This window comes from Allobosea sp. NPDC055332 (assembly GCF_053645455.1).
Map to the genome: position 1 here is coordinate 63,813 of NZ_JBSHMO010000007.1, position 24,434 is coordinate 88,246.

The window sequence follows — 24,434 nt, forward strand, 5'->3', positions numbered from 1 at the left end:
ACATAATGGGAGGTTTCGACGTGTTGAAAAAGCTTGCCTTCACGACCGCGCTGACATTCGCGGCTTTCACCCTGCAGGCGCAGGCCCAGGAGCCGCGCCGCGGCGGCACGATCCGCTTCACCGCGCCCTATGGCGCCTCCTTCGTCAGCAATGACAGCCATGTCTCGAACCAGATCCAGGACGAGATCTACGGCTATGCGCTGCACGGCATGCTCTACAAATGGGATGCCAAGAACGGCAAGCCGGTGCTCGACATCGCCGAGAGCGTCCAGGTCTCGGCCGACGGCAAGACCTATACCTACAAGCTGCGCGACAACGCGCTCTTCCATAACGGCCGCAAGCTGACCTCGGACGACGTCATCTGGTCCTATACCCGCATCATGGACGGGTCGAAGAACTATCCGGGCGCGCGCTATGTCGCCCGCATTGTCGGCGCGACTGAGGTCCAGAAGGGCCAGGCCAAGGAGATCTCCGGCCTGAAGAAGATCGACGATTCCAGCTTCTCGATGACGCTGACCGACAAGGCCGATCCCGGCTACTTCCTGTTCCAGGCGCAGACCGCGATCCTGCCGGCCAAGGAAGCGCAGGCCGCCGGCTTCTTCGACAAGCCGATCGGCCTCGGCCCCTTCAAGTTCGTCGAGCACGTGCCGGGCTCGCGCATGGCCTTCGAGCGCTGGGACAAGTACTACCTCGCCGGCAAGCCCTATGCCGACAAGCTCGTGATCTCGCCGATGGGCGAGGCCGCGGCGCGCGACGTCGCCTTCCGCAACAAGGAGGTCGACGTCTCGATCCTGGGCTCGACCCAGTACGTCGCCTACAAGGCCGACCCGAACCTGTCGAAGGGCATCCTCGAGGTCGCCGAGGTCTTCACCCGCAATATGGGCATGAACCCGACCTTCAAGCCCTTCTCCGACAAGCGCGTGCGCCAGGCGATTAACTACGCCATCGACAGCGAGCTGATCATCAAGCGCCTCGTCCGCGACAAGGCCTACCGCGCTGCGAGCTGGCTGCCGCTGTCCTCGCCGGCCTTCGACAAGGACGCCAAGCCCTACGCCTTCGACCCGGACAAGGCCAAGAAGCTCCTGGTCGAGGCCGGCTATCCCGATGGCTTCGAGTTCGAGTGGACCGCGACGCCGAACGAGAGCTGGGGCGTGCCGATCGTCGAGGCCACGATCCCGATGCTCGCCAAGGTCGGCATCAAGGTGAAGGTCAAGCCGGTCGAGACCTCGGCGCTCGGTGGCGTCGTCGTGGGCGGCGACTTCCAAGCCTATATCTGGTCGAACACCTCGGGCCCGGACTCGCTGACGGCGCTGAAGTGCTTCCACTCCTCGACGCCGCGCTCGTCCTGCAACTACACCACCTTCAAGAACCCGGCCTATGACAAGCTGATCGACGACGCCTCGAACGAGGCCGATCCGGCCAAGCAGCTCGACCTCCTGAAGAAGGCCAACGCCTTCCTGCAGGAAGAGGCGCCGGTCTGGTTCTTCAACTACAACAAGGCGGTGCTGGCCTATCAGCCCTGGCTGCACGGCCTCCAGCCGAACTCGACCGAGCTGGCGCTGCAGCGCTATGAGGAGCTCTGGGTCGACACCACCTCGCCAGCGGCGAAGTAATCCCATCCTTAGCCCCCGCCATCCCATGGCGGCGGGGGCTTATCCGCCTCCGCCCGTCGGTCACGCCCGACGCTCAGGAGCCTATCGTCATGTTGCCTTATGTCTTTCGCCGGCTGCTGCAGGCCATCCCGATCCTGCTCGCGGTCGCCGCGCTGATCTTCGTGATGTTCAGCGTCATCCCCGGCAATTTCGCCACCAGTCAGATGGCCGATGGCCGCAGCAATATCGACGCTGCGACGATCGCTCGGATGAACGAGCAATTCGGCCTCAACGATCCGCTGCCGCTGCGCTTCGCCAAATATGTCGGCGGGCTCGCGACCTTCGATCTCGGCGATTCCTTCCGCACCCGCCAGCCGGTCACCGCCCTGATCGGCGAGCGGCTCTGGCCGAGCCTGCAGCTCGCGCTCGCGGCCATGGCTTTCGCCATCGTCATCGGCGTGCCGCTCGGCTTCTTCGCAGCACTGAAACCGGGGAGCTGGGTCGACATGCTCTCGATGGTCTTCGCGGTCTCGGGGCTGTCGCTGCCGATGTTCTGGCTTGGCCTGCTGCTGATGTACGCCTTCGCGCTGACGCTGAACTGGTTCCCGAGCTTCGGCTATGGCAACGGAGATCCGCGCTACATCGTGTTGCCGGCGATCGCGCTCGGCGTCTCGCCACTGGCCCTGCTGGCGCGCACCTCCCGCGCCGCCGTGCTCGAGATTCTGCACGCAGACTTCGTGCGCACCGCACGGGCCAAGGGAGCGAGCTCCTATCGCGTCATGCGCTGGCACGTGGCGCGCAACGCGCTCGTCATCGTGCTGACCACGCTCGGCTTGCAGTTCGGCTCGGTGCTCGGCCAGGCCGTCGTGGTCGAGAAGCTCTTCGCCTGGCCGGGCCTCGGCTCGCTCCTGGTCGACAGCGTCACCTGGCGCGACATCCCGGCAGTGCAGGGCTGCATCCTGACGATCGTGCTCTTCTTCCTCGTCGTGAACATCGCCGTCGACGTGCTTTGCGCCGTCGTCGACCCGCGCATCAAGTACAGCTAGGTCGCCTCATGAAGTTCCGTGCCAACCTCTGGATCGGCGCCACCTGCTTCGCCCTCGTCGTGGCAGGCGGCGTGTTCGCACCCTGGCTCGCCCACACAGACCCGGTGATGGACGCCAATCTGATGAATGCGGAAGTCCCGCCCGGCTCCGAATTCTGGTTCGGCACCGACGCGCAGGGCCGCGACATCTACAGCCGCGTGCTGCATGGCGCGCGCATCTCGCTGACGGTCGGCATCGTCTCGCAATTGATCAACACCTGCATCGGCGTCGCGCTCGGCCTCTCCGCCGCCTATTGGGGTGGCTGGTGGGACGATTTCGTCAACGGCCTCACCAATATGATGCTCGCCATCCCCTCGCTGATCTTCGCGCTGGCGATCATGGCCATCCTGCAGCCGGGCCTGACCAGCCTCTTGATCGCGCTCGGCCTGACCAACTGGTCGTTCACCTGCCGGCTGACGCGGGCCGCGACGCTTTCGGTCAAGCAGCTCGGCTATGTCGAAGCGGCGAAATCTCTCGGCTACGGCACATTCCGGATCATGTTCACCCAGATCCTGCCGAACATCGCCGGCCCGATCATCGTGATCGGCACGCTCGGCATGGGCGGCGCCGTGCTGGCCGAAGCCTCGCTGTCCTTCCTTGGCCTGGGCATCCGCCCGCCCTTCCCGAGCTGGGGCTCGATGCTCTCCGACGCGCGTGACCAGATCTCGACCGCGCCGTGGATCTCGATCTTCCCGGGCCTCGCCATCTTCCTGACGGTGCTCGGTCTCAACCTGCTCGGCGACGGACTGCGCGACATCCTCGACCCGCACTCGCAGACCCGCAAGGCCTGAACTCCCCTTCCGACGAGAGCCTATACCGTGACCACCATCGACCTCGACGACGGCCCGCTCGAAACCGTCAGCTTCATCGGCCTGAAGCCCGGCCCCAAGCTGATCGTGACCGGCGCCGTCCACGGCAACGAGCCCTGCGGGCCGACCGCGATCCGCCGCGTCATCGAGGAGTGCCGCACCGGCAAGATCAAGATCCTGCGCGGCGAGGTCACCTTCCTGCCCGTGACCAACCCGAAAGCCTTCCGTCAGAAGACCCGCGAGGGCGACCGCAACTTCAACCGCGACCTGCGCGAGCGGCCGTTGGCCGGCGATTACGAGGACCGGATCGGCAACCCCGTCTGCGCGCTGCTGCGCCGGCACGATGCGCTGCTCGACATCCACTCCTTCCGGCAGGAGGGCGAGCCTTTCGTCTTTTTCGGCCCTTCGAACAACCGCGGCGCGCTCGAACCCTTCGCCCGGGCGGAGGAGGAGATGGCGCTCGCCTCGTGCCTGGGCGTCTCCACCGCGATCCATGGCTGGCTCGACAACTATGCCAGGCTGCTCGACATCCGCGCCCGCCTGCCGGTGCCGAAGCTCAACGTCACCGAGGGCTACGGCACCACCGAGTTCATGCGCTTCAGCGGCGGCTATGCGGTGACGCTGGAATGCGGCACGCATGACGATCCCAAGGCAGCCGATATCGGCTATGCAGCGATCCGCAACACGCTGGCGCAGTTGCAGCTGGTCGATGCGCCACTGCCGCAGCCGGCGCTGCGCGACGTGATCGAGATGGTCGAGGTCCTGCTCTGCGAGGCCGAGGGCGACCGCGCCGAGGCCGGTTGGCGCACCGGCGATGCGATCAAGGCCGGCGCCACCCTCGCCCACCGCGCCGACGGCACCAAGGTGACGGCGCCGCGCGACGGCTACATCATCTTCCCGAACACCGCGCCTAAGCTCGGCGAGGCGATCTGCCATTTCGGCGTCGCCAGCAGCCGGCGCGTCGCGACGCCGTAGAGCGCCCGGTCCTGCTCGACGATCAGAAGATCTTCATGCGCGCCGAGAGCATGAAGGTCGTCGGCGCGCCCGGCATGTTGTAGCCCTCGGTCGTGCCCAGAGCGGAGACGAGATAGCGCCGGTTGAGCACGTTCTGCATGGTCGCGGTCACGTCCCAGCGCTCATTGCGCCAGCCCGCGCCGAGATCGAAGGTCACATAGCCCGGCAACCGGGTGATGTTGTACTGCGAGGCGAAGCGCTCGCTCTCGGCATGGACGCCGGCGGCGACATAGAATCCCTTCGGCAGTTCGCGCTTGATCCAGAGATGGCCGCTGTGCTGCGGCAGCAGCGCCGGCCGGTTGCCGTTGACCGGCAGGCCGGTCGGACCGCGATCGCCGAAGTTCCGAATCTCGCCGTCGAGATAGGTGTAGCCGCCGGTCACCGACCAGTTCGGCAGGATCTCGCCCGCGACCGAAAGCTGGACGCCGCGCACCCGCTGCGTACCGATGTCGATCGCGACAGTCGGGTTTGACGGATCCGAGCCCTGGACATGGTTCTGTTCCATGTCGAACAGAGCAAGCGAGATATTGGCCTTGTCGTTGAGGTCGTATTTGGCGCCGACCTCATAGCCCGTCGTCCGCTGCGGCGAGGAGGCGTCGGCGCCGCGCCGGAAGGCGACGAAATCCGCGAGCGGCTGGAAGGACTGGCTGTAGGAGGCATAAAGCGAGAGCTGCTGCCAGGGCTGGTAGACCAGGCCGGCGCGGGGGCTGAAGGTCCGGTCGGTGCGCTCCAGATCGATGTTGGCCGCGGTCTTGTCGTTGCGCTTCTGGCTGATCCAGTCGAGGCGGCCGCCGAGCATCAGCTTGAGCTGCGGGGTCAGCTCGATGAGGTCCTGGACATAAAGGCCGACCGTGCGGAGCTGGTTGCGGGCATTGGTGCCCGGCAGGATGGCCGGCGAGATCGCCTGGAAGGGGACGAACTGCGGCGCGAACAGGGAGTAGGTCGCGACGCCGTTGCGGCCGAAATTCTGCTCGCGCTTGTCCTGGCCGTTGACCTCGATGCCGTAGAGCAGCGTGTGGTTCAGGCCGAGGATGGTCGTCTTCTGCGTCAGCTCGTTCTGCCAGGTGGCGCCGGTCTCGCGGCGGGTCCGATGCGCCAGATCGAGCGTGATCGTAGGGTAGGCGCCGGCGGTCGGCGTGCTCCAGGTCACATAGTTCCGGTCGAGCGCGAAGTCGTAGAAGCGGAAGCCGCTGCGCCAAGACAGGCTGTCGTTGAAGCGGTGGTCGAAGGTCACCGTGACGCCGCCGACGTCGAAGGTGTTCTTGGTCTGCTTGTCGCCGATCGCCGAGCCGTAGAAGGTCGAGCGCGGCACGCGCGCCGGCTTGCCGTTGAAGGATGGAATGCCGAGATCGGCGAGGCGGTCATCGTGCAGATAGTCGCCCTGAATCGTCAGCTTGCTGTCCGGCGTGAGGTTCAGCAGCAGCGACGGCGCCACGGCCTGGCGCTGCAGGAAGAACTGATTGCGGAAGCTCTCGGAATCCTCGACCGCTCCGGTCAAGCGGAAACGGGCGAAATCGTTGCCGCTCTTGATGCCGAAATCAAACTCGGTCCGGCGCTGCCCGCCGGAGCCGAGCGTCAGGCCGATCGTATTGACCGGCTCGGCCAGCGGCTTCTTGGTGATGCGGTTGATGAGGCCGCCGGGTGAACCGCGGCCATAGAGCACCGAAGCCGGCCCTTCCAACACCTCGACCCGCTCGATGTTCGAAAGATCGCGATAGTAGTAGGCATCGTCTCGCAATCCGTCGACGTACTGATCAGCCAGCGCCGAGAAGCCGCGTATGCGCACCTCGTCGCGCTGGCCGTCACCGACCGCGACGCTGACGCCGGGCGTGTAGCGCAGAGCGTCCTGCAGGCTGAGCGCGTTCTGCTCGTCGAGCTGCTGGCGAGGAACAGCATAGACCGTCTGCGGGATGTCGCGAGCCAGGATCGGCAGCTTGGCGCCCGTCGTCACGACAGGCGCATAATAACCAATGGCCGTCTCGCTTTCGCCCCGCACCTCGATGGTCCCGAGTTCGATCGCATCTGCCGCTGCAGTAGTACGGGCTCCACCCCGCCCTGTCTCGGCCGGTTGCTGAGCGATGGCTACGGCCGACCCGAGGGCGAGCGATCCTGCCGAGGTCAGCAATGTGGCGACCAGGGGAAGGCGATACCTTGTCATTATTTCAGTCTTCTGGCCGGATCGGAGAGGTGACGCTCATCGCCTCGATCGATACGAACAGTCAACAGTCTAACCCTTTCGCCTAGAAAGTATTTCTCTAGTCGAATTCTAAACTGTGGGAATCACGCCGCAGTGCCATTGTCCCGCGCTGTCGACCAGCTGTGGTGCAAATCCATTTGAAACGGAGAGCGGACTAAGCGAAGAGCCGACTGCCCGATCATCCGCCGACCGAAACCCGCCAAGGGAGTTCCCATGTCCCGCCTCGTCTACGTCCTGAACGGCCCGAACCTGAACCTGCTCGGCAAGCGCCAGCCGCATATCTACGGCTCGGAGACGCTGGCCGATGTCGAGGATGCCTGCCGGGCATTGGCGAAGGAGCTCGATCTCGAGATCCGCTTCCACCAGTCGAACCGCGAATACGAGATCATCGACTGGATCCATGAGGCGCGCGAGCAGGCCGTCGGCATCGTCATCAATCCCGGCGCCTTCACCCACACCTCGGTCGCCATCCTCGATGCGCTCAACGCCTTCGATGGCACGGTGATCGAGTGCCATATCTCGAACGTCCACAAGCGCGAGAGCTTCCGGCACCATTCCTACATGTCGCTGCGCGCCGACGGCGTCATCGCCGGCTTCGGCACGCAGGGCTACCTGCTCTCGCTGCGCCGGGTCGCCAGGCTCGCCGACGAGAAGAAGGCCTGAGACCGCTCAGTAGTGGAAGGTCCAGAGCAGGCTCTCGCTCAACCCCTTCAGCGCCTCGACCGCGTCGGGACGCTCACGCGCCAGCGTGGTGATCAGCGCGTCAGCCACGGCGAAGGCCGCAGTCGGCGAGTTCGGCAGGAAGCTGTTGCGGGCCGGCGCGAAGAACGTCATGTCGGCCAGCGGTACCAGCGGCGATGAAGGGCCATCGGTGAGCGCGATCAGGACCGTGCCGCGCTTCTTGGCGAACCTCGCGAGCTCCAGCGTAGCGCGTGAATAGCGCGGCAGCGAGATCGCGATGACGACGTCCTCCGGCCCGGCCGAGAGCATGTGACGCACGGCGCGCTCGGGTCCGCCACGCGAGGAGGCGAAGACGACCTCGGCATCGAGGTAGAGCGCCAGCCCATCCTCGAGGAAGGCGCCGACATAATGGCTGGCGCCGGAGCCGACGATGAAGATCCGGCGCGCCTTCAGCATCAGCGCGATGGCGCGGTTGACCGTCTCCTCCTCCAGCGTCGCGATCGCCTCGTCGAGATTGGCGGCCTCGCCCTTCAGCGTCGTCGCCATTGTGGCGAAAACCGAACCAGCTGTGGCGCGGGCATCGGCGAGGCCCTCGACCGGTCCCAAAGCGACCTTCAGCGCCGTCGACAGCGCCGCGCGGAAATCGCCATAATTGCGATAGCCCAGCGCCCGGACGAAGCGGGTCACAGTCGCGGTCGAGGTGCCGCTTTTCTCGGCCAACCCCTCGATTGTCACCGTCGCCGAGTCGAGCGGGCTCTGCAGCACGAAGTCGGCCGCCTTGCGATGGCCCTCGCTCAGCGAGGGGTAGATCCGGGCGATGCGGTTGGCCAGGTCCGTCGTCGGCTTCAGGGCGCGTGACATGGCTCTCCTGCTGATTGACGTCGGATCATTTTCATGTTTGCTACCGCGTGAAAATAAAGCTGTCAAAACGACCAGCTACGGGAACGGAGACCGACCGATGCGTCAGCGCGCGCTCATCACCATCCTGCTCGGCGCCAGCATGCTGAGCGCGCCCGCGATGGCGCAGACCCTGCGCATTGCGCTCGCCTCCGAGCCGACCGCGGTCGACCCGCATTATCACGACCTTACCCCCAACAATGCGCTCGCCCAGCACATCTTCGACAATCTCGTCCGGCAGGACGAGAAGCAGGCGCTGCAGCCCGGTCTCGCCACCTCCTGGGAGAATGACGGCAAGAACCGCTGGACCTTCAAGCTGCGCCAGGGTGTCAAGTTCACCAACGGCCAGCCCTTCGGCGCGCAGGACGTGGTCTTTACCTTCTGCCGCACGTTGAAGAACGAAACCAAGGTCTCCGATTCCTTCGCCGACATCACCGGCAATTTCGCCAAGGTCGAGACGCCGGACGCCAGCACGCTGGTGATCGAGACCAAGGAGCCGGAGCCGCTGCTGCCCAACCTGCTCTCGGGTCTGCCGATCCTCTCCGCCTCGATCGTCCAGCATGGTGAGATCAAGTACGACATCGCCAGCAATTGCGGCGTCGCCGGCCCCTGGCCGGCGGTCAACAATTTCAACGACGGCACGATGGCGATCGGCACCGGGCCGTACAAGCTGAAGTCCTATGTCCGCGGCTCGGCGATCGAGCTCGAGCGCAACCCCGACCATTGGGGCGGCCAGCAGCCCTGGGCGAGCGTGCGCTTCCTGCCGGTGACCAATGCCGGCCCGCGCCTCGCCGGCCTGCTCGCCGGCGACTATGACGTGATCGAGAACCCGGCGGCGCGCGACCTTGCCCGCATCAAGAGCGACAAGCGCTTCGGCTCGGTCATCACGCCCTCGACCCGCGTGGTCTATTTCCAGCTCGACGTCGCCCGCGACGAGAGCCCCTTCGTCAAGGCGCCCGACGGCAAGAACCCACTGAAGGATGCGCGCGTGCGCAAAGCGATGTCGCTCGCCATCGACCGCGACGCGATCGTCAAGCGCATCATGGACGGCGCCGCCGAGCCGGCCTACCAGTACCTGCCGACCGGCATGTTCGGCACGCTGGCGAACCCGCCCAAGCTCGCCTACGACCCGGCCGCCGCCAAGAAGCTGCTGGCCGAAGCGGGCTACCCGAACGGCTTCCAGCTGACGCTATCCTCGACCAATGACCGCTACATCAACGACAGCCAGATCACCCAGGCGGTCGCGCAGTACCTGACCCAGATCGGCATCAAGGCCGAGGTCGACGCGATGACGCGCGCGATCTACTTCCCGCGCCGTGCCAAGAAGGAATTCAGCGTCGCGATCGGCGGCTGGGGTTCGGCGACCGGCGAGGCCGCGTCGTTCCTGCGCCAGTGGCCGCCGACCCCGAACGAGGCCAAGACCCTCGGCGGCTCGAACTATGGCGGCTACAAGAACGACGAGTTCGACAAGGTCATCCGCGCCGCGGTCTCGACGCTCGACGACAAGAAGCGCGCCGAACTGCTGCAGCAGGCGATGAAGCTCGTCCTCGACGATGGCGCCTTCATCCCGCTGCACTTCGAAAGCGGCATCTGGGCCCACAAGGCCGAACTCCAGGTCGTCGGCCGCGCCGACCAGTTCATGCTCGCCATGTCGGTGAAGCCGGCGAAGTAAGCCGGCGATCATCTCACCGGGGTTCGGCGCATGACCGCCTTCGTCCTGCAGCGGCTGATCCAGAGCGTGCTCGTGCTGCTCGCGGTCTCGATCGTAGTCTTCCTTGCCGTCTATGGCATCGGTGACCCGATCGAACTCCTGGTCTCGCCCTCGGCCAGTGCGGCCGAGCGCGAGGCGCTGATCCGCCGGCTGGGGCTCGATTTGCCGGTCTGGCAGCAATACCTGACCTTCATGGCCAATGCGCTGAAGGGCGATCTCGGCCGCTCCTTCGTGCATGGTGTGCCGGCGCTGCAGCTGATCCTGCAGCGACTGCCGGCGACCTTTGAACTGGTGCTGCTGGCGATGACGCTGGCGCTTGCCGCCGGCATCCCGCTCGGGCTGATGGCGGGGCTCAATCCCGACAGCCGGAGCGCCCGGATCGTCATGGCCAGCACGGTGCTCGGCTTCTCGCTGCCGAGCTTCTGGAAGGGCATGATGCTGATCCTGCTCTTCGCCGTCTGGCTCGGCTGGCTACCGACTGCGGGACGCGGCGAGACGGTCTCCTTCTTCGGCATCCAGACCAGCCTTTTGACCTTGGACGGGTTGCAGCACATCGCCTTGCCCGCACTTAACCTGGCGATCCCGAACCTTGCTCTGATCATCCGGCTCGTCGCGGCCGGCACCACCGAGACGATGACGCTGGACTACGTGAAATACGCTCGCGCCAAGGGGGTCCGCCCCAGGCGCATCGTCAACCGGCATATCCTGCGCAACATCCTGATCCCGGTCGTCACCGTGGTCGGCGTCGAGTTCGGCAGCCTCGTCGCCTTCTCGACCATCACCGAAACCGTCTTCGCCTGGCCGGGCATGGGCAAGCTGCTGATCGACTCGGTCTACCAGCTCGATCGCCCGGTGGTCGTCGCCTATGTCCTGCTGGCGACGCTGCTCTTCGTCACCGTCAACTTCCTCGTCGACGTGCTCTATGCCGCGCTCGATCCGCGGGTGAAGCTCGCCGGAGAGCAGGCATGAGCGTGGATACGTCCCGCCTCGCCGGTCCCATCAAGGCCGATACGCCGCTACGCGAGAAGGTGCTGCGCCATCTGCGCAACCGCCCGACCACACGCGGCGCCGCGATCCTGCTGGGGATCATGGTGGCGCTCGCTCTGCTGGCTCCGTTCATCACACCGCAGAACCCGCACGATCTGGGCTCGCTCAGCGTGATGGATAACCGGCTGGCGCCGGGCGAGCAGGGCATGAGCGGCTTCACCTATTGGCTCGGCAGCGACGCGCAGGGGCGCGACATGCTGAGTGCCATTCTCTACGGGCTGCGCACCAGCCTGCTCGTCGGCCTCGCCTCAACCATCGGCGCGCTCTCGATCGGCATCCTCGCCGGGCTCGCCGCGGCGCAGTTCGGCGGCGTGGTCGACGCGATCATCATGCGCGTCGTCGACTTCATGCTCGGCTTCCCCTCGATCCTGGTTGCACTGGTCCTGCTCGCCTCGATCGGGCGCGGCGTCGACAAGGTCATCCTCGCCATCGTGCTGGTGCAATGGGCGCAATATGCCCGCCTGATGCGGGCGGCGGCGCTGGTCGAGCGGCGCAAGGAATATATCGAGGCGGCCGTGAATTTCGGCCTGCCGACCCGCCACATCATGCTAGCGCATCTACTGCCGAACTCGGTCGGCGCCGTGCTCGTCGTCGCCAGCATCAGCATCGCCTCGGCGATCACGCTGGAGGCGACGCTCTCCTTCCTCGGCGTCGGCGTGCCGGTGACGCAGCCCTCGCTCGGCCTGCTCATCGCCAACGGCTTCGAATTCCTGCTCTCCGGCGAATACTGGATCGCCGTCTTCCCCGGCATCGCGCTCGTACTCCTGATCATGTCCCTCAACCTCGTCGGCGATCGCCTGCGCCGCAGCTTCAACGTGCGCGCATGAGCGAGGCTCCCCTCCTCTCCGTGCGCGGCCTCAAGACCGTGTTCCATGCGCAGGACGGCGCTTGGCCGGCGGTCGACGGCGTCGATTTCAGCGTCGCCAAGGGCGAGGTGCTCGGCCTCGTCGGCGAATCCGGCTCGGGCAAATCGGTGACCGGCTTCTCATTGGTGCAATTGATCGACCCGCCCGGCGAGGTCGTCGCCGGCGAGGTGCTGTTCGATGGCGACGATCTGCGCGCCGCCTCGCAGGAGCGCCTGCGGCAACTGCGCGGCGACCGGATCGCGATGATCTTCCAGGACCCGCTGATGACGCTGAACCCGGTGCTCAGCATCGGCGAGCAGATGAGCGAGGCGATCCTCGAGCATCGCGCCTGCAGCCGGCAGGAGGCACTCGCCAAGGCCGCGAAGGCGCTGGCCCGGGTCGGCATCTCCTCGCCGGAAACCCGCCTCAAGCAGTATCCGCACGAATTCTCCGGCGGCATGCGCCAGCGCGTCGCGATCGCGACCGCGCTCCTGAACGATCCCGACCTGATCATCGCCGACGAGCCGACCACCGCGCTCGACGTCACCATCCAGGCGCAGATCCTCTACGAGGTGCAGAAGCTCTCGCGCGAGAGCGGCGCCGCAGTGATCTGGATCACCCACGACCTCGCCGTCGTCGCCGAGCTCGCCGACCGGGTCGCGGTGATGTATGCCGGCCGCATCGTCGAGATCGGCGAGGTCGAGATTGTGCTCGACCGGCCGCGTCATCCCTATACGCTCGGCCTGCTCAATTCCTCGGCGACCATGGTGGAGCCGGGCGAGCGCCTGCACCAGATCGACGGCATGGCGCCGCGCATCGACTCTCGCCCTTCCGGCTGCCCGTTCCGGCCGCGCTGCGAGCGGGCGCTTCCCGTCTGCGCCGACAGCGATCCGCAGCCGCAGGCCCATGACGGCCGCACGCTGCGCTGTCACAATCCCGTGCCGGATCAGGTGGCGGCATGAGCGAAACCCTGTTCGAGCTGCGCGGCGTCCGCAAATATTTCCGCGGCAAGGCCAACATCGCCGAGCGCATCCTGACCGCGATCGGCCGTCATGCGCCGCCCTCGACCCTGAAGGCGGTCGACGGCGTCGATCTCAGCGTCCGCAAGGGCGAGGTGCTCGGCCTCGTCGGCGAATCCGGTTGCGGCAAGTCGACTTTGGCGCGGATCGCCACCGGCATCCTGCCGCCGACCGAGGGTGAGGTCTTCTACAAAGGACGCTCCGCCGCGGCGCTGAAGGGCAAGGACCGGCTCGATTATCTGCTCAAGGTGCAGATGATCTTCCAAGACCCTTATGCCTCCCTCGATCCGCGCATGCGGGTGAGCCGCATCGTCGGCGAGGCGCTCTCGGTCCACAAGCTGGTTCCGAAGAGCGAGATCGACGGCGCGGTCGACCAAGCGCTGTCCGAAGTCGGGCTCGATCTCGCCTATCGCGAGCGCTACCCGCACCAGTTCTCCGGCGGCCAGCGCCAGCGCATCGGCATCGCCCGGGCGCTCGCGGTGAAGCCCGATTTCCTGGTCTGCGACGAGCCGGTCTCGGCGCTCGACGTCTCGATCCAGGCGCAGGTGATCAACCTGTTCATGGATGTCCGCGAGCGGCACGGGCTGACTTATCTCTTCGTCAGCCATGATCTCGGCCTCGTCCGCCATATCAGCGACCGGGTCGCAATCATGTATCTCGGTCGCATCGTCGAGATCGGCAGCGCGACCGCGATCTTCGCCGAGCCGGCGCACCCCTATAGCGCCGCCCTGATCAAGGCGATCCCCTCGGCGGCACGGCGCAAGAGCAGCTTCCAGCCGCTCAAGGGCGAATTGCCATCGCCGCTAGCCCCGCCCTCTGGCTGCCCGTTCCACCCGCGCTGCGAGCACGCCATGGCGGTCTGCCGCGAAGTCCGTCCGGACCTCACTGAGATCGCGCCCGACCGCAGCGCCGCCTGCCACCTGCATACGACAGCGAAAGCCGCATGACCACGACGCTTACTCTCGATCCGCCGCAGGGCCGCAGCAACCTGCCCTTCATCGACGCCCGCCATCCGCAGCGGCCGCTGGAGGTCAATTTCTACCGTCCGGCCTCGCATCGCCCGGAGGACGAAGTGGTCTTCGTCCAGCACGGCATGCTGCGCAATGGCGACGACTATCGCGACTTCTGGATCGAGGCCGCCGAGAAACACAACCTTCTGATCGTCGCGCCGACCTTCGGCAACGAGCACTACCCCAAGGCCGAGGGCTACAATAACGGCCTCGTCGTCGGCGAGGACGGCACCATCGCTGCGCAGGACGATTGGCTCTATGCCGTGCCCGCCCGCGTGCTGGCGGCGCTACGCAAGGCCGGCGTCACCAGGCGCGACAAGGTCAAGCTGTTCGGCCATTCCGCCGGCGGCCAGTTCGTCCACCGCCTGCTGGCGACGCAAGCTGAGACGCCCTTTGAGACCGCCTTCGCCGCCAATTCCGGCTGGTACACGCTGCCGACGCTGGAGCGGCGCTTCCCGGAGGGGCTCGGCGGGCTCGGCCTGGGCGAAGCGGAGCTGGCGCGCTGGCTCGCCTGGCCGATGGTGATCTTCGCCGGCGACCAGGACATCGTCACCAGCGATCCCAACCTGCCGGCGCAAGCAGAGGCGCTGGCGCAGGGCCCGATGCGCTATGCCCGCGCCCATTTCATGCTCGACTTTGCCAAGGCGGAAGCGGCCAGGCGCGGCCTGCCCTGCAACTGGACACTGATCACCGTGCCCGGCATCGGTCATGACGGCGCGGCGATGTCGCGCGCCGCCGCGGCCTGGTGGTATGAAGGCCGCATCCCGTCAGTGGAGGAGTTGAGGAGCGAAGCTGCTCACGTGGCCTGAACCGAGGCCATGAAGAAGATTCAGAATTTGGAATTACTATAGTATAAAACCAGCAATCTGGATCACAGACCGCAATTGTCGCAAGCATCCGGCGGTAGACACTTTCTCGCTTTTCGTTAAAACGGCGGCATCGACCTTCAGCAATCGGCCGATGCTTCAGCCTCCATCGAAACGCGATGTCATGACCCGATCCAGCACGCCCCTCTCCATTGCTCTCCTCGCTTTCGCATTGCTGGTATCTCCAGCGCTTGCCCAGCGGGAGCCACAAGCGACCGAGCAGGCGGAGGAGGCCGAACCGCAGGCTGAACCGGCACCGCGCGCACCGGCCGCTCGCACCGCTCCCGCGGCGCGCCCGGCACCAGCGGCTCGGCCTGCGACGGCGAATCCCCCGGCTCGCCCGGCGAGTCCGCCCGCTCGCCCTGCCACGGCCCAGGCACCGGCCGCAGCGCCGACCGTAAGCCAGCCGGCCGGCCAGGTCGCGCGGCTACCGAACGGCGCCTCGGCGGTGAACGAGGTCTATGGCGACTGGACGGTCGATTGCCGCATCAATGACGGCCAGAAGCTGTGCGTGCTGACGCAATCGCAAGGCGACAGCCGCACCAATCAGCGTGTCTTCGCGATCGAGCTGCGCGCCCCCAAGGACGGCCGCGCCGAAGGCACGATCCTGATGCCGTTCTGGCTCAAGCTCGAAAACGGCGCGGTGCTGAAGCTCGACGACAGGGATCTCGGCCAGGGCTTGCGCTTCTCGACCTGCTCGCCCGCAGGCTGCCTGCTGCCGGTCTCCTTCCCGACCGTCGCGACCGACGCGATGAAGGGCGGCAAGACGCTGACCGCGGCGGCGCTCAACCTGTCGAACAATGACGTGGTCTCGTTCAACATCGCGCTGAACGGGTTCGGCCCGGCGCTCGACCGGCTGGTTCAGCTGGCGAATTGACCGGAAGGCGTCATGCTCGGGCATGGACCCGAGCATCTCTTGCAGAAGATTCTCGGGTCTGCGCTTTGCTCCGCCCGAGAATGACGGCTACAGCTTCGCGCGCGGATCGCGCTTCGCTAGGCGGCCGAGCAGGTAGTCGACCTCGGCCTTGGCGGCGGCGGTCAGGCCCGGGCCCGGCTTGCGCTGCGCGTCATGGCTGAGGATGCCGCGCTTCATCATCACATATTTGCGCACGGCCAGGCCAACGCCCTGCTGCTGCTCATAGCGCAGTAGCGGCAGATGCGCGTCGAAGATGTCGTGGGCATCGTCGCGGCGGCCGGCCTTGCTGGCCTTGACCACGTCGATCAGCAGCTCCGGGAAGGCATAGCCGGTATTGGCGCCGTCGGCACCGCGCTCCATCTCGAAATCGAGGAAGAGCCCGCCATTGCCGGTCAGGATCGCGACGCGGCGCAGCGTCCCGTCCGCCTCGAACTTGCGCAGGGTCGAGATCTTCTCGAGGCCCGGCCAGTCCTCGTGCTTCAGCATCACGCAGGACGGATTGTCCTGGATGATCTTGCGGATCACCGCCGGCGTCATCACCACCGACAGCGTCAGCGGATAGTCCTGGATGACGAAGGGAATGTCGGCGCCGATCGCTTCGACGGCCTGGGCGTAATAGCCGGTGATCTGGTCGTCGGTGCGCAGGTTCGTCGGCGGAGCGATCATCACGCCCCCGGCGCCCAGATCCATCACCTGCCGCGCCAGCGAGCGCATCGCCGCAAAGCCCGGGGCGGAGACGCCGACGATGATCGGCTTGCCGCCCATCTTCGCAACGGCGCGCTTGACCAGGCCGATCGATTCCTCCGGCTCGAGCTTGGGCGCCTCGCCCATGATGCCAAGCACGGTGACGCCGTCCGAGCCGATGCCGTGATAGAACTCGAAGAGCCGGTCGGCCGAGGTCCAGTCGACGCTGCCATCCGGATTGAACGGAGTCGGGGCGATCGGGAAGACGCCGGAGGCTTCGGTGGTCAAAGGCATTGCAATTCTCCTGAAGCCGGCCGCTCAGACGATCCTGGTGCGGACGGTGCCGACACCGGCGATCACACCTTCGAGCACATCACCCCTGACGACGGCCGCGACGCCTTCGGGCGTGCCGGTCATGATCAGGTCGCCCGGAGCCAGCGTGACGAAGCCGGAGAGATAGGCGATCGTCTCAGGCACGTTCCAGATCATCTTGGCGAGATCGGAGCTCTGGCGGACCTGGCCGTTGACCTTGAGCTCGATCAGCCCCTTGTCGGGATGGCCGGCCTTGGCGGCCGCGACGAGCTCGCCGATCGGCGCCGAGGAATCGAAGCCCTTGCCCATGTCCCAGGGCTTGCCGGCCTTCTTGGCGGCGCCCTGCAGATCACGGCGGGTCATGTCGAAGCCGGCGGCATAGCCGAAGACATGGGAGAGCGCGTCGGCCTCGGCGATATCCTTGCCGCCCTTACCGATCGCGACGACGAGCTCCATCTCGTGGTGCAGGTCGGCGGTCTTGGGCGGATACGGCATGTCGGCACCGCCGATCAGCACGGCGTCGGACGGCTTGGTGAAGAAGAACGGCTCCTCGCGATCGGGATCGCCGCCCATTTCGCGGGTGTGCTCGGCGTAGTTGCGGCCGACGCAGAAGATGCGGCGCACCGGGAAGAGCCCGCCGCCGGCCACCGGGATGGCGGCGATCTTCGGCTGGTCGATGACATAGCTGGACATGGGCACGCCCCGTTCGAGAAATTCGGGAGCGTTCATGCGGGAGCGCGCCCGCCGGGGCAAGTGCCTCAGGTCGCTTGGCGGGCCTGCGCTCCTCGCAATGAAGCCTACGATGCCTTCGGCAGGTCTGGTACCTTGTAGGCCGTCGTCGCCTTGATCCGCTCCATGGCGAAGCGCGAGGTGACGTTCTTGAGCGGGATCGTCTCGATCAGCTTCTTGTAGAAGGTGTCATAGGCGGCCATGTCGGCGACGACGACGCGCAGCATGTAATCAACATCGCCGGCCATCCGGTAGAACTCGATCACCTCGGGCATCGCCGCGACGCTTTGCGCGAACTTCTCCAGCCACGGGCCGGAATGATCGGCCGTCTCGATCTGGACGAAGACGGTGAGCCCGAGCCCGATCTTCTCCGGCGCGACGAGGGCGACGCGTTTGATGATCACCCCGGTCTGCTCGAGGCGCTGGATGCGCTTCCAGCACGGGGTCTGCGACAGTCCGACCCGATCGGCGAGCTCCGCGATCGAGATATTGGCGTCTGCCTGCAGCACGGTCAGAATCTTGCGGTCGATGGCGTCCATCTCTCGATCCATGGCAATAGAGAAAATTCTCTTTTCCAAATTCAGGCAATGGAGAATTTTCTTCTTTTTGAAGGGCAATGCTTGTCTTTAGATAGAAAATCCTTTTATCAGACGTCAATAGGCTAGATATCACACACCGTCTGGGGAATTAGATCATGGACCGCCGCCAGTTCCTGCTCGCCGGCTCGTCGCTCGCCGCGGCGCTGCCCTTCGCCGGCGCGTCCTTTTCTAATGCGTTGGCCCAGGAGGCGGTCCCAGCCCGCATCGGCTACATCCCGGTCATCGGCACTGCCCCGATCTTCGTCGCCAATGGCGAGGGCTGGCTGAAGCAGGCCGGCATCGCGCCGACGTTCACGGTGTTCGAATCCGGCCCTAACATGATCCAGGCGCTCGCCTCGGGCACGATCGACCTTTACGTCGCCGGCGTCGCCCCGCTCGCCGTCGCCCGCTCCCGCGGCGTCGACATCCGCGTCGTCGCCTCCACCGCGACCGGCGAGAACGTCTTCGTCGCCGCCCCCGCTCTGGCGAAGTTCTTCACGACGGGCACGAGCGCGGCCGCCGCCTTCAAGGCGCACAAGGCCGCGACCGGCAAGCCGGCGCGTCTCGCCACCCAGCCGGCCGGCTCGGTGCCCAATACCGTGCTACAATACTGGCTCTGGGAGGTCGCCAAGGCCGACAAGGGCGATGTCGAGGTCGTGCCGATGGGCATCGACGCGACGCAGCAGGCCGTGCTCGCCGGCGCTGTCGAGGGCGCGATTGTGCGCGAGCCCGCTCTCACCATCGTCCAGACCCGCAATCCCGGCATCAAGCTGATCGCCGGCGGCGAAGATGTCTTCCCCGGCCAGCCCGGCACGGTCGTCGCCGTCTCCGGCGCCTTCGCCACCAAGAACGCCGCGGCCGTGCAGGGCTTGGTCTCCGGCCTGGTCAAGGCCGCCGATGTCCTGATCAAGACGCCTGCCAAGGCCGCGCCGCATGTCGGCGCCGCGCTTGGCAAGGGCATCGTCGACCCCGCTCTGATCGAGAAGGCGCTGGTCTCACCGGCAACCCGCTTCGAGATCGACCCGCGCAAGATCATCGAGCCGGCGCGCGCCATGCAGGCCTATCAGGTCAAGCTCGGCTCGCTCGAGAAGGAACTTCCGTTCGACGGCCTGTTCGAGACGCAGTATTACGAGCGCGCGCTCAAGGGCTGACGGGGCTACCGATTTGCGTTCACTGCGGGCTCCGGCCCTTGCCCTGACGGGCCTCGTCGCCTTCCTCCTGCTGTGGGAGGCGATCCCCTATTTCGGCATCGTCAATCCGGCCTTCCTGCCGGGCCCGAGCGCCCTGCCCAGCGCCTTCCTGCGCGAGGTGAAGTCCGGCGCCTGGCTCTCGGCCATCATGGGCTCGCTCGGCCATTATTTCATCGGCCTCTCCACCGGCGCGGGCCTCGGCATCGCGCTCGGCGTGTTCACAGGCATGTCGAGGATCGCCGAGGAGACGACCGCCTGGGTGGTCCGTTTGCTGCGGCCGATCCCCGGTCTCGCCTGGGTGCCGTTCGCGATCATCTGGTTCGGCGTCGACCCGCAGGCGGCAGTGTTCATCATCGCGATCGGCGTGTTCTGGATCGTCTTCTTCGCGGCGCAGGGCGCGATCCGCGGCGTCGACCGCGACCTGATCGAGGTCGCCGATGCCTTCGGCTTCCGCTCGCCGCTCCAGCGCCTGACCAAGATCCTGCTGCCCGCGGCGCTGCCCGGCATCCTCATCGGCGTGCGCACTGCGCTCGGCCAGGCCTGGATGGCGGTGGTCGCGGCCGAGATCTTCGGCGTCGCCGGCGTCGGGCAGCGCATGATGCAGGCCTCCAGCCTGCTCGCGACCGATCTCGTCGTCATCTACATGCTGACCATGGCGGCGCTTTACGGCCTGCTCGACACGCTGTTCGTCGCCTTCCAGGGATGGGTGCTGCGTTGGAAAGCGTGATCGACATCAAGGGGCTGTCGCTCACCTTCACCCGCGACGGCGAAGCGACCGAGGTGCTGCACAAGCTCAACCTCTCGGTAGCGCCGGGCGAGTTCCTCGCCATCGTCGGCCCGTCGGGCGTCGGCAAGTCGACGCTGCTGCGCGTCATCGCCGGGCTCGCTCGGCCAAGCGGCGGCGAGGTTGTGATCAACGCCAAGGACAATACGAGGCGCCCGGTCGCGCTGGTCTTCCAGGATTCGCGACTGCTGCCTTGGCGCAAGGTGATCGCCAATGTCGGCTTCGGCCTCGAAGGCCAGAAGCCGAGAGCTGAGCGCCTCGCCAAGGCGCAGGAGATGCTCGATCTCGTCGACCTCGGCCATCTCGCCCAGCGCTGGCCGCACCAGCTTTCCGGCGGCCAGCGCCAGCGCGTCTCGCTGGCGCGCGCGCTCGCGGTCGAACCCGAGATCCTGCTGATGGACGAGCCGTTCTCGGCGCTCGATGCGCTGACGCGCGAGACCTTGCAGGACGAGCTGATCGAAGTCCGCCGCCGCACCGGCAAGACGGTGCTATTCGTCACCCACGACATCGACGAGGCCGCCTATCTCGCCGACCGGGTCGTGGTGCTCTCGGGCGCGCCCGGCCAGATCATTGCCGAACATAAGATCTCCGCCGCCCATCCGCGCCGGCGTGGCGCCGAGGCGGAAGCGGAGATCGTAAGGGCGGTGCGCATCGATCTCGGGGCGGACATCGTCGCCGACGGCGCAGCGATCTGAGCGCTTCGCCGCGAGGCAAGAGCAGCGTCCGATCTATCGCCGGGCGCCCCTGAAAAGCGCTTATGCCGGCTTTATGCGGCCCGTAGCTGGATCGTATGGCGGGCTAATGCCGTTGTGAGCGATCATCCGGCTTGTCTCGGAGGCTGGATCGCCGCCGATAGTGCCGGTGCACTTATAGGCGCACAGGCAACGGCAGAAGGAGGCGCGGCCATGAGTGCTCAAAGTACTCCGCAGGAGTTCAAGCTCCTCCCTGAGCCCGATACGCTGCCCGCTTTGCAGTTGTCGAACGCTCCCGTCGTCGTTCGCTATCTTGCCGCATCCACGATGACCGCCATGGCGACGGTGGTAGCGGTCGGGCTCGACAGCGCGGTGACGATTCCGAACCTGTCCCTCGTCTTCGTCGTGCCCGTGCTGATCGCGGCCGTCGCTTTCGGCCTGGGCCCGTCACTGTGCTCGGCCGTTCTCGGCGCGCTCGCCTATAATTTCTTCCTGACCGAGCCTCGCTTCACGCTCCGCGTCGACGACCCCGCGAATATCTGGGCGATCGGCCTGCTCTTCGTCATCGGCGTGATCGCGAGCGCCGTGGCATCGACCGCCTGTCGCAGGGCGGATGATGCAGCGCTTGCCAAGCGGCAAGCCGCGCTCGTCCGATCCTACGGCCAGAACCTCATCGCAGCCGATGGTCCAGAGGCGATTTTCTCCCGCACGGCCGATGCGCTCGAAGCGCTCTTCAAGGTTCCCGTCGTCTTGATGCTGATCTCGGAGAGCTCGGTCGATCTCACCCTGAGGCGCGGCAGCATCGAGCCTGCCCCGATCGATATCGAGGCAGCGCGCTCGTCCCTGGCGACCGGCAAGGTCGCCGTCGCGGACGTCTATCCATTCGATGCCTCGCGCTTCGATTTCTGGCCTGTGCAGACGTCCACAGGCGACCCGGCAGTCATCGGCCTGGCGTTCGACCCGCAGGAGCGCCCGCCGCAGCCCGGCACGCTCGTCGAAACCGTCGCGAGCCTTATGGCTCTCGCTCTCGACCGCCAGCATCTGCGTACGAGCAATCGCGGATAACCATTCGGCGAATGGCCGTGCCGCCGGACAGACCGGAGCCGGTCAGCAACAGCCCGGTCCCGACGACGGCCCGCAGCACGCTATGCTGGTTTCTTGCTCCGCCGCCCGGTGGCGCGGCTTGCAGATCGCCGGCCGCGTCATTAGCCGCAAGACGACGCGGTCTACCTGCGGCAGCACGGCGCCGACATCGAAAACCCGCATCGGCTCATCCGGCCTGCCCACCTCGAAGGTCAGGCGAGCTCCCGGCGCCAGGGCGATCCGCTCCGCGACCTGAGCGAGGATCGCCCGGAACTTGCCGGCGAGCATATGGCCGCGCCCGTCATGCGAAGGGAGGTCCTCGACCTGGAGAATGGTTTCTTGCCAGCGGTCGGGATTCCCACCGCAGTCGAGCGTGACGAAGGAGCCGGCCTTCACCTCGGTCACATGGTAGCCCGGCTGGATCATGCGGTCCGCGTATTCCAGCAGCAGCGGTTTCGATGCGTGCGGCTCCAGCGCATCCAGAAGCGCTCCCAGCAGGGCGTCGCCCTGAAAATCGATCGGCGAGGGGCTGGCTTCCGGGTTCATCGTCAGCTATCTTTATTTCAACTACTCTTGAGATGTTGAGATAAGAATGACCGAAGCGCAAGCCCTCGACGCCTTCGCGGCCCTGTCGCAGGAGACGCGCTTGCGTATCGTCCGGCTGCTGGTGACGGCGGGACCGGACGGCCTCGCCGCCGGCGCGATCGGCGAAGCGGTCGGGGCCTCCTCGTCCCGGCTGTCTTTCCACCTGAACCATCTCGAGCACGCCGGCCTGATCCAGTCGCGACGCGAGGCGCGCTCCATCATCTACAGCGTGGCCTATCCGGCCCTGTCGGGGCTCGTCGCCTTCCTGATGCGCGATTGCTGTCAGGGACATCCTGAAGTCTGCGGCCCGGCGATGGCCGCCCTCGCGACCTGCTGCGAGCCGGCCGCGCCGTGACCAGTCCGCTCCCTCAACGCCTCGCCGCCGAAACGCTCGGCACAGCGTTCCTGGTCGCGACCGTGGTCGGCTCCGGGATCATGGCGGACACGCTCGCCCGCGACGCGGCGCTGGCCCTTCTCGCCAATACACTTGCGACAGGGGCGATGCTCGTGGTTCTGATCACGACGCTCGGGCCGATCTCTGGCGCGCATTTCAATCCGGCGATCAGTCTGATCTTTGCGCTCAAAGGGGATCTGCCGCGCCGGGAAGCGGGCCTCTACGCCCTCGGCCAGACCGCTGGCGGCATCGCCGGGACCATCGTCGCTCATGCGATGTTCGCGCTGCCGCTGTTCCAGACGTCCCTGAAAATTCGCGCCGGCGGCGCCCAATGGCTTTCGGAAGGGGTGGCGAGCTTCGGCCTCGCCGCGACGATCCTCGCCGGCCTGCGCTTCGAGCGAAAAGCCATCCCCTGGCTGGTCGGCCTCTATATCTGCGCTGCCTATTGGTTCACCGCCTCGACCTCCTTCGCCAACCCGGCCGTCGCGATCGCACGGTCCTTCACCGACACATTCTCCGGCATCCGGGCCTTCGACCTGCCGGGGTTCATCCTTGCGGAGCTCGCAGGCGCGCTCTGTGCCCTGGCAGCGATGACATGGCTGCTGCAAGCGCCAGCCGACAACACAGCAATGCAAGCCGCCGAGGAAAAACCATGACGATCACGATCTTCCACAATCCGGATTGCGGCACCTCCCGCAACACCCTCGCCATGATCCGGCAGAGTGGCGAAGAGCCTGTCGTCGTCGAGTATCTGAAGGAGCCACCAAGCCGAGCCCGGCTCGTCGACTTGATCGCGGCCATGGGGATCGGCGCGCGCGGGCTCCTGCGCGAAAAGGGCACGCCCTATGCCGAGCTCGGTCTCGGCAATGCAAAGTGGAGCGACGACGAGCTGATCGATTTCATGCTGGCGCATCCGATCCTGATCAACCGCCCGGTCGTCGTGACGCCGAAGGGAACAAGACTCTGTCGGCCTTCGGAGCAGGTTCTGGCAATCCTGCCGAACCCGGACATCGGCCCGTTCACCAAGGAAGACGGCGAGATTGTCATCCCGGCTGAGAGCCTGCGGACCTGATATCGCGCTTACGCGACGCGGCGATGTCCGGCTCGATTTCGCGCCCGACTTGTTACTCACAGCCGTCCGAGGCATGCGGCTACGCTCTCCCCATCGCACCACACGAGAGGAGAGCGCCATGGCCCATCACGACTACACCCTCAGCTTCACCGTCCCGCAGTCGCCGGATGTCGTCTTCGCCGCCATCACCAATGTGCGCGGCTGGTGGTCGCAGGAGATCAGCGGCGGCACCGAGCATGTCGGCGACGTCTTCGCCTACCGCTACCAGGATCTGCATCGCTGCAGCATCGCGGTCATGGAGGCGACCCCGGGCAAGAAGATCGTCTGGCACGTGCTCGACAACTATTTCAGCTTCACGCAGGACGAAACCGAGTGGAAGGGCACGGACGTCGTCTTCGACATCGCCAGCAAGGGCGATGTCACCGAGGTCGCCTTCATTCATCGCGGCCTGGTGCCGGCTTATGAGTGCTACGAAGCCTGCTCGCAGGGCTGGCAAATGTATGTCGAAGGTAGCCTCCGCGAGCTGATCACGACCGGCAAGGGCCGCCCCAATGTCGGCGAGGCCATGACCGAGAGTGAGCGCATTCTCGCCGCCTGAACTATCGAGCGCCTGAAAATGAGGGACGCCGGGCATTGCCTCGG

Annotated in this window: 26 protein-coding genes; 20 read left to right on the top strand and 6 right to left on the bottom strand. The window is 66.2% G+C overall.

The window, feature by feature from the left end:
• Positions 1 to 23 precede the first annotated feature (23 nt).
• The 4 genes from ACWIGM_RS30455 to ACWIGM_RS30470 all read left to right on the top strand — a co-directional run bounded on the left by ACWIGM_RS30455 (position 24) and on the right by ACWIGM_RS30470 (position 4,461).
• Positions 24 to 1,613 (top strand): ABC transporter substrate-binding protein, encoded by a 1,590-nt coding sequence (locus tag ACWIGM_RS30455; protein ID WP_454029831.1) that lies wholly within the window; start codon positions 24 to 26, stop codon positions 1,611 to 1,613.
• Between the two features lie 89 nt (positions 1,614 to 1,702).
• Positions 1,703 to 2,638 carry an ABC transporter permease gene (locus ACWIGM_RS30460; RefSeq protein ID WP_454029729.1) on the top strand — a complete coding sequence of 312 codons (936 nt, stop codon included), beginning with the start codon at positions 1,703 to 1,705 and terminating at the stop codon, positions 2,636 to 2,638.
• Between the two features lie 8 nt (positions 2,639 to 2,646).
• A complete protein-coding gene (locus ACWIGM_RS30465) occupies positions 2,647 to 3,468 on the top strand; it encodes an ABC transporter permease (RefSeq protein WP_454029730.1) in 822 nt (273 codons plus the stop codon).
• 27 nt (positions 3,469 to 3,495) lie between these two features.
• Positions 3,496 to 4,461 carry a succinylglutamate desuccinylase/aspartoacylase family protein gene (locus ACWIGM_RS30470; RefSeq protein WP_454029731.1) on the top strand — a complete coding sequence of 322 codons (966 nt, stop codon included), beginning with the start codon at positions 3,496 to 3,498 and terminating at the stop codon, positions 4,459 to 4,461.
• Positions 4,462 to 4,483: 22 nt separating this feature from the next.
• Here ACWIGM_RS30470 and ACWIGM_RS30475 read toward each other — a convergent pair whose 3' ends face one another.
• Positions 4,484 to 6,451 carry a TonB-dependent receptor gene (locus ACWIGM_RS30475; RefSeq protein WP_454029732.1) on the bottom strand — a complete coding sequence of 656 codons (1,968 nt, stop codon included), beginning with the start codon at positions 6,449 to 6,451 and terminating at the stop codon, positions 4,484 to 4,486.
• 459 nt (positions 6,452 to 6,910) lie between these two features.
• Here ACWIGM_RS30475 and aroQ point away from each other — a divergent pair, with 459 nt between their 5' ends.
• The gene (aroQ, locus tag ACWIGM_RS30480) at positions 6,911 to 7,360 is read left to right on the top strand and encodes a type II 3-dehydroquinate dehydratase (protein WP_454029733.1); all 450 of its coding nucleotides are present in this window, start codon (positions 6,911 to 6,913) and stop codon (positions 7,358 to 7,360) included.
• Between the two features lie 6 nt (positions 7,361 to 7,366).
• Here aroQ and ACWIGM_RS30485 read toward each other — a convergent pair whose 3' ends face one another.
• Positions 7,367 to 8,239, bottom strand: coding sequence for a MurR/RpiR family transcriptional regulator (locus tag ACWIGM_RS30485; protein ID WP_454029734.1), 873 nt, complete (start codon positions 8,237 to 8,239; stop codon positions 7,367 to 7,369).
• 97 nt (positions 8,240 to 8,336) lie between these two features.
• On the opposite strand from ACWIGM_RS30485, the gene ACWIGM_RS30490 reads away from it, so the two are divergent.
• The 7 genes from ACWIGM_RS30490 to ACWIGM_RS30520 all read left to right on the top strand — a co-directional run bounded on the left by ACWIGM_RS30490 (position 8,337) and on the right by ACWIGM_RS30520 (position 15,650).
• On the top strand, positions 8,337 to 9,947 hold the full coding sequence (locus ACWIGM_RS30490) for an ABC transporter substrate-binding protein (RefSeq protein ID WP_454029735.1): 1,611 nt from the start codon (positions 8,337 to 8,339) through the stop codon (positions 9,945 to 9,947).
• Positions 9,948 to 9,977: 30 nt separating this feature from the next.
• Positions 9,978 to 10,955, top strand: a complete 978-nt coding sequence (locus ACWIGM_RS30495) for an ABC transporter permease (RefSeq protein WP_454029736.1) — start codon at positions 9,978 to 9,980, stop codon at positions 10,953 to 10,955.
• Positions 10,952 to 11,860 carry an ABC transporter permease gene (locus ACWIGM_RS30500; protein ID WP_454029737.1) on the top strand — a complete coding sequence of 303 codons (909 nt, stop codon included), beginning with the start codon at positions 10,952 to 10,954 and terminating at the stop codon, positions 11,858 to 11,860. The genes ACWIGM_RS30495 and ACWIGM_RS30500 overlap by 4 nt, the downstream gene beginning before the upstream one ends.
• On the top strand, positions 11,857 to 12,840 hold the full coding sequence (locus ACWIGM_RS30505) for an ABC transporter ATP-binding protein (RefSeq protein WP_454029738.1): 984 nt from the start codon (positions 11,857 to 11,859) through the stop codon (positions 12,838 to 12,840). Before ACWIGM_RS30500 ends, ACWIGM_RS30505 begins: the two co-directional genes overlap by 4 nt.
• Positions 12,837 to 13,844, top strand: a complete 1,008-nt coding sequence (locus ACWIGM_RS30510) for an ABC transporter ATP-binding protein (protein ID WP_454029739.1) — start codon at positions 12,837 to 12,839, stop codon at positions 13,842 to 13,844. The genes ACWIGM_RS30505 and ACWIGM_RS30510 overlap by 4 nt, the downstream gene beginning before the upstream one ends.
• Entirely contained in the window at positions 13,841 to 14,716 is an 876-nt protein-coding gene (locus tag ACWIGM_RS30515; RefSeq protein ID WP_454029740.1) for an alpha/beta hydrolase family protein, read from the top strand. Before ACWIGM_RS30510 ends, ACWIGM_RS30515 begins: the two co-directional genes overlap by 4 nt.
• 505 nt (positions 14,717 to 15,221) lie before the next feature.
• Entirely contained in the window at positions 15,222 to 15,650 is a 429-nt protein-coding gene (locus ACWIGM_RS30520; protein WP_454029741.1) for an invasion associated locus B family protein, read from the top strand.
• A gap of 87 nt (positions 15,651 to 15,737) precedes the next feature.
• Here the strand turns inward: ACWIGM_RS30520 and ACWIGM_RS30525 are convergent, their stop codons facing one another.
• From ACWIGM_RS30525 to ACWIGM_RS30535, 3 genes are all read right to left on the bottom strand, one after another.
• Entirely contained in the window at positions 15,738 to 16,667 is a 930-nt protein-coding gene (locus ACWIGM_RS30525) for a dihydrodipicolinate synthase family protein (RefSeq protein WP_454029742.1), read from the bottom strand.
• Between the two features lie 24 nt (positions 16,668 to 16,691).
• Positions 16,692 to 17,378 carry a fumarylacetoacetate hydrolase family protein gene (locus ACWIGM_RS30530; protein WP_454029743.1) on the bottom strand — a complete coding sequence of 229 codons (687 nt, stop codon included), beginning with the start codon at positions 17,376 to 17,378 and terminating at the stop codon, positions 16,692 to 16,694.
• Between the two features lie 104 nt (positions 17,379 to 17,482).
• Entirely contained in the window at positions 17,483 to 17,953 is a 471-nt protein-coding gene (locus ACWIGM_RS30535) for an Lrp/AsnC family transcriptional regulator (RefSeq protein WP_454029744.1), read from the bottom strand.
• 155 nt (positions 17,954 to 18,108) lie between these two features.
• Between ACWIGM_RS30535 and ACWIGM_RS30540 the strand changes: the two genes are divergently transcribed.
• The 4 genes from ACWIGM_RS30540 to ACWIGM_RS30555 all read left to right on the top strand — a co-directional run bounded on the left by ACWIGM_RS30540 (position 18,109) and on the right by ACWIGM_RS30555 (position 21,723).
• Entirely contained in the window at positions 18,109 to 19,143 is a 1,035-nt protein-coding gene (locus ACWIGM_RS30540; RefSeq protein WP_454029745.1) for an ABC transporter substrate-binding protein, read from the top strand.
• Between the two features lie 13 nt (positions 19,144 to 19,156).
• Positions 19,157 to 19,909, top strand: coding sequence for an ABC transporter permease (locus tag ACWIGM_RS30545; RefSeq protein WP_454029746.1), 753 nt, complete (start codon positions 19,157 to 19,159; stop codon positions 19,907 to 19,909).
• Positions 19,885 to 20,661 (top strand): ABC transporter ATP-binding protein, encoded by a 777-nt coding sequence (locus ACWIGM_RS30550; RefSeq protein ID WP_454029747.1) that lies wholly within the window; start codon positions 19,885 to 19,887, stop codon positions 20,659 to 20,661. Before ACWIGM_RS30545 ends, ACWIGM_RS30550 begins: the two co-directional genes overlap by 25 nt.
• Positions 20,662 to 20,871: 210 nt before the next feature.
• Positions 20,872 to 21,723 (top strand): DUF4118 domain-containing protein, encoded by an 852-nt coding sequence (locus ACWIGM_RS30555; protein ID WP_454029748.1) that lies wholly within the window; start codon positions 20,872 to 20,874, stop codon positions 21,721 to 21,723.
• Positions 21,724 to 21,765: 42 nt separating this feature from the next.
• Here the strand turns inward: ACWIGM_RS30555 and ACWIGM_RS30560 are convergent, their stop codons facing one another.
• Positions 21,766 to 22,287 (bottom strand): DUF6428 family protein, encoded by a 522-nt coding sequence (locus ACWIGM_RS30560; RefSeq protein WP_454029749.1) that lies wholly within the window; start codon positions 22,285 to 22,287, stop codon positions 21,766 to 21,768.
• Between the two features lie 46 nt (positions 22,288 to 22,333).
• Here ACWIGM_RS30560 and ACWIGM_RS30565 point away from each other — a divergent pair, with 46 nt between their 5' ends.
• The 4 genes from ACWIGM_RS30565 to ACWIGM_RS30580 all read left to right on the top strand — a co-directional run bounded on the left by ACWIGM_RS30565 (position 22,334) and on the right by ACWIGM_RS30580 (position 24,390).
• Positions 22,334 to 22,681 (top strand): ArsR/SmtB family transcription factor, encoded by a 348-nt coding sequence (locus ACWIGM_RS30565; protein WP_454029750.1) that lies wholly within the window; start codon positions 22,334 to 22,336, stop codon positions 22,679 to 22,681.
• Positions 22,678 to 23,376, top strand: a complete 699-nt coding sequence (locus ACWIGM_RS30570) for an aquaporin (RefSeq protein WP_454029751.1) — start codon at positions 22,678 to 22,680, stop codon at positions 23,374 to 23,376. Before ACWIGM_RS30565 ends, ACWIGM_RS30570 begins: the two co-directional genes overlap by 4 nt.
• Positions 23,373 to 23,792 (top strand): arsenate reductase (glutaredoxin), encoded by a 420-nt coding sequence (gene arsC, locus ACWIGM_RS30575; RefSeq protein WP_454029752.1) that lies wholly within the window; start codon positions 23,373 to 23,375, stop codon positions 23,790 to 23,792. Before ACWIGM_RS30570 ends, arsC begins: the two co-directional genes overlap by 4 nt.
• Positions 23,793 to 23,910: 118 nt before the next feature.
• Positions 23,911 to 24,390 (top strand): SRPBCC family protein, encoded by a 480-nt coding sequence (locus tag ACWIGM_RS30580; protein WP_454029753.1) that lies wholly within the window; start codon positions 23,911 to 23,913, stop codon positions 24,388 to 24,390.
• Positions 24,391 to 24,434: the final 44 nt, after the last annotated feature.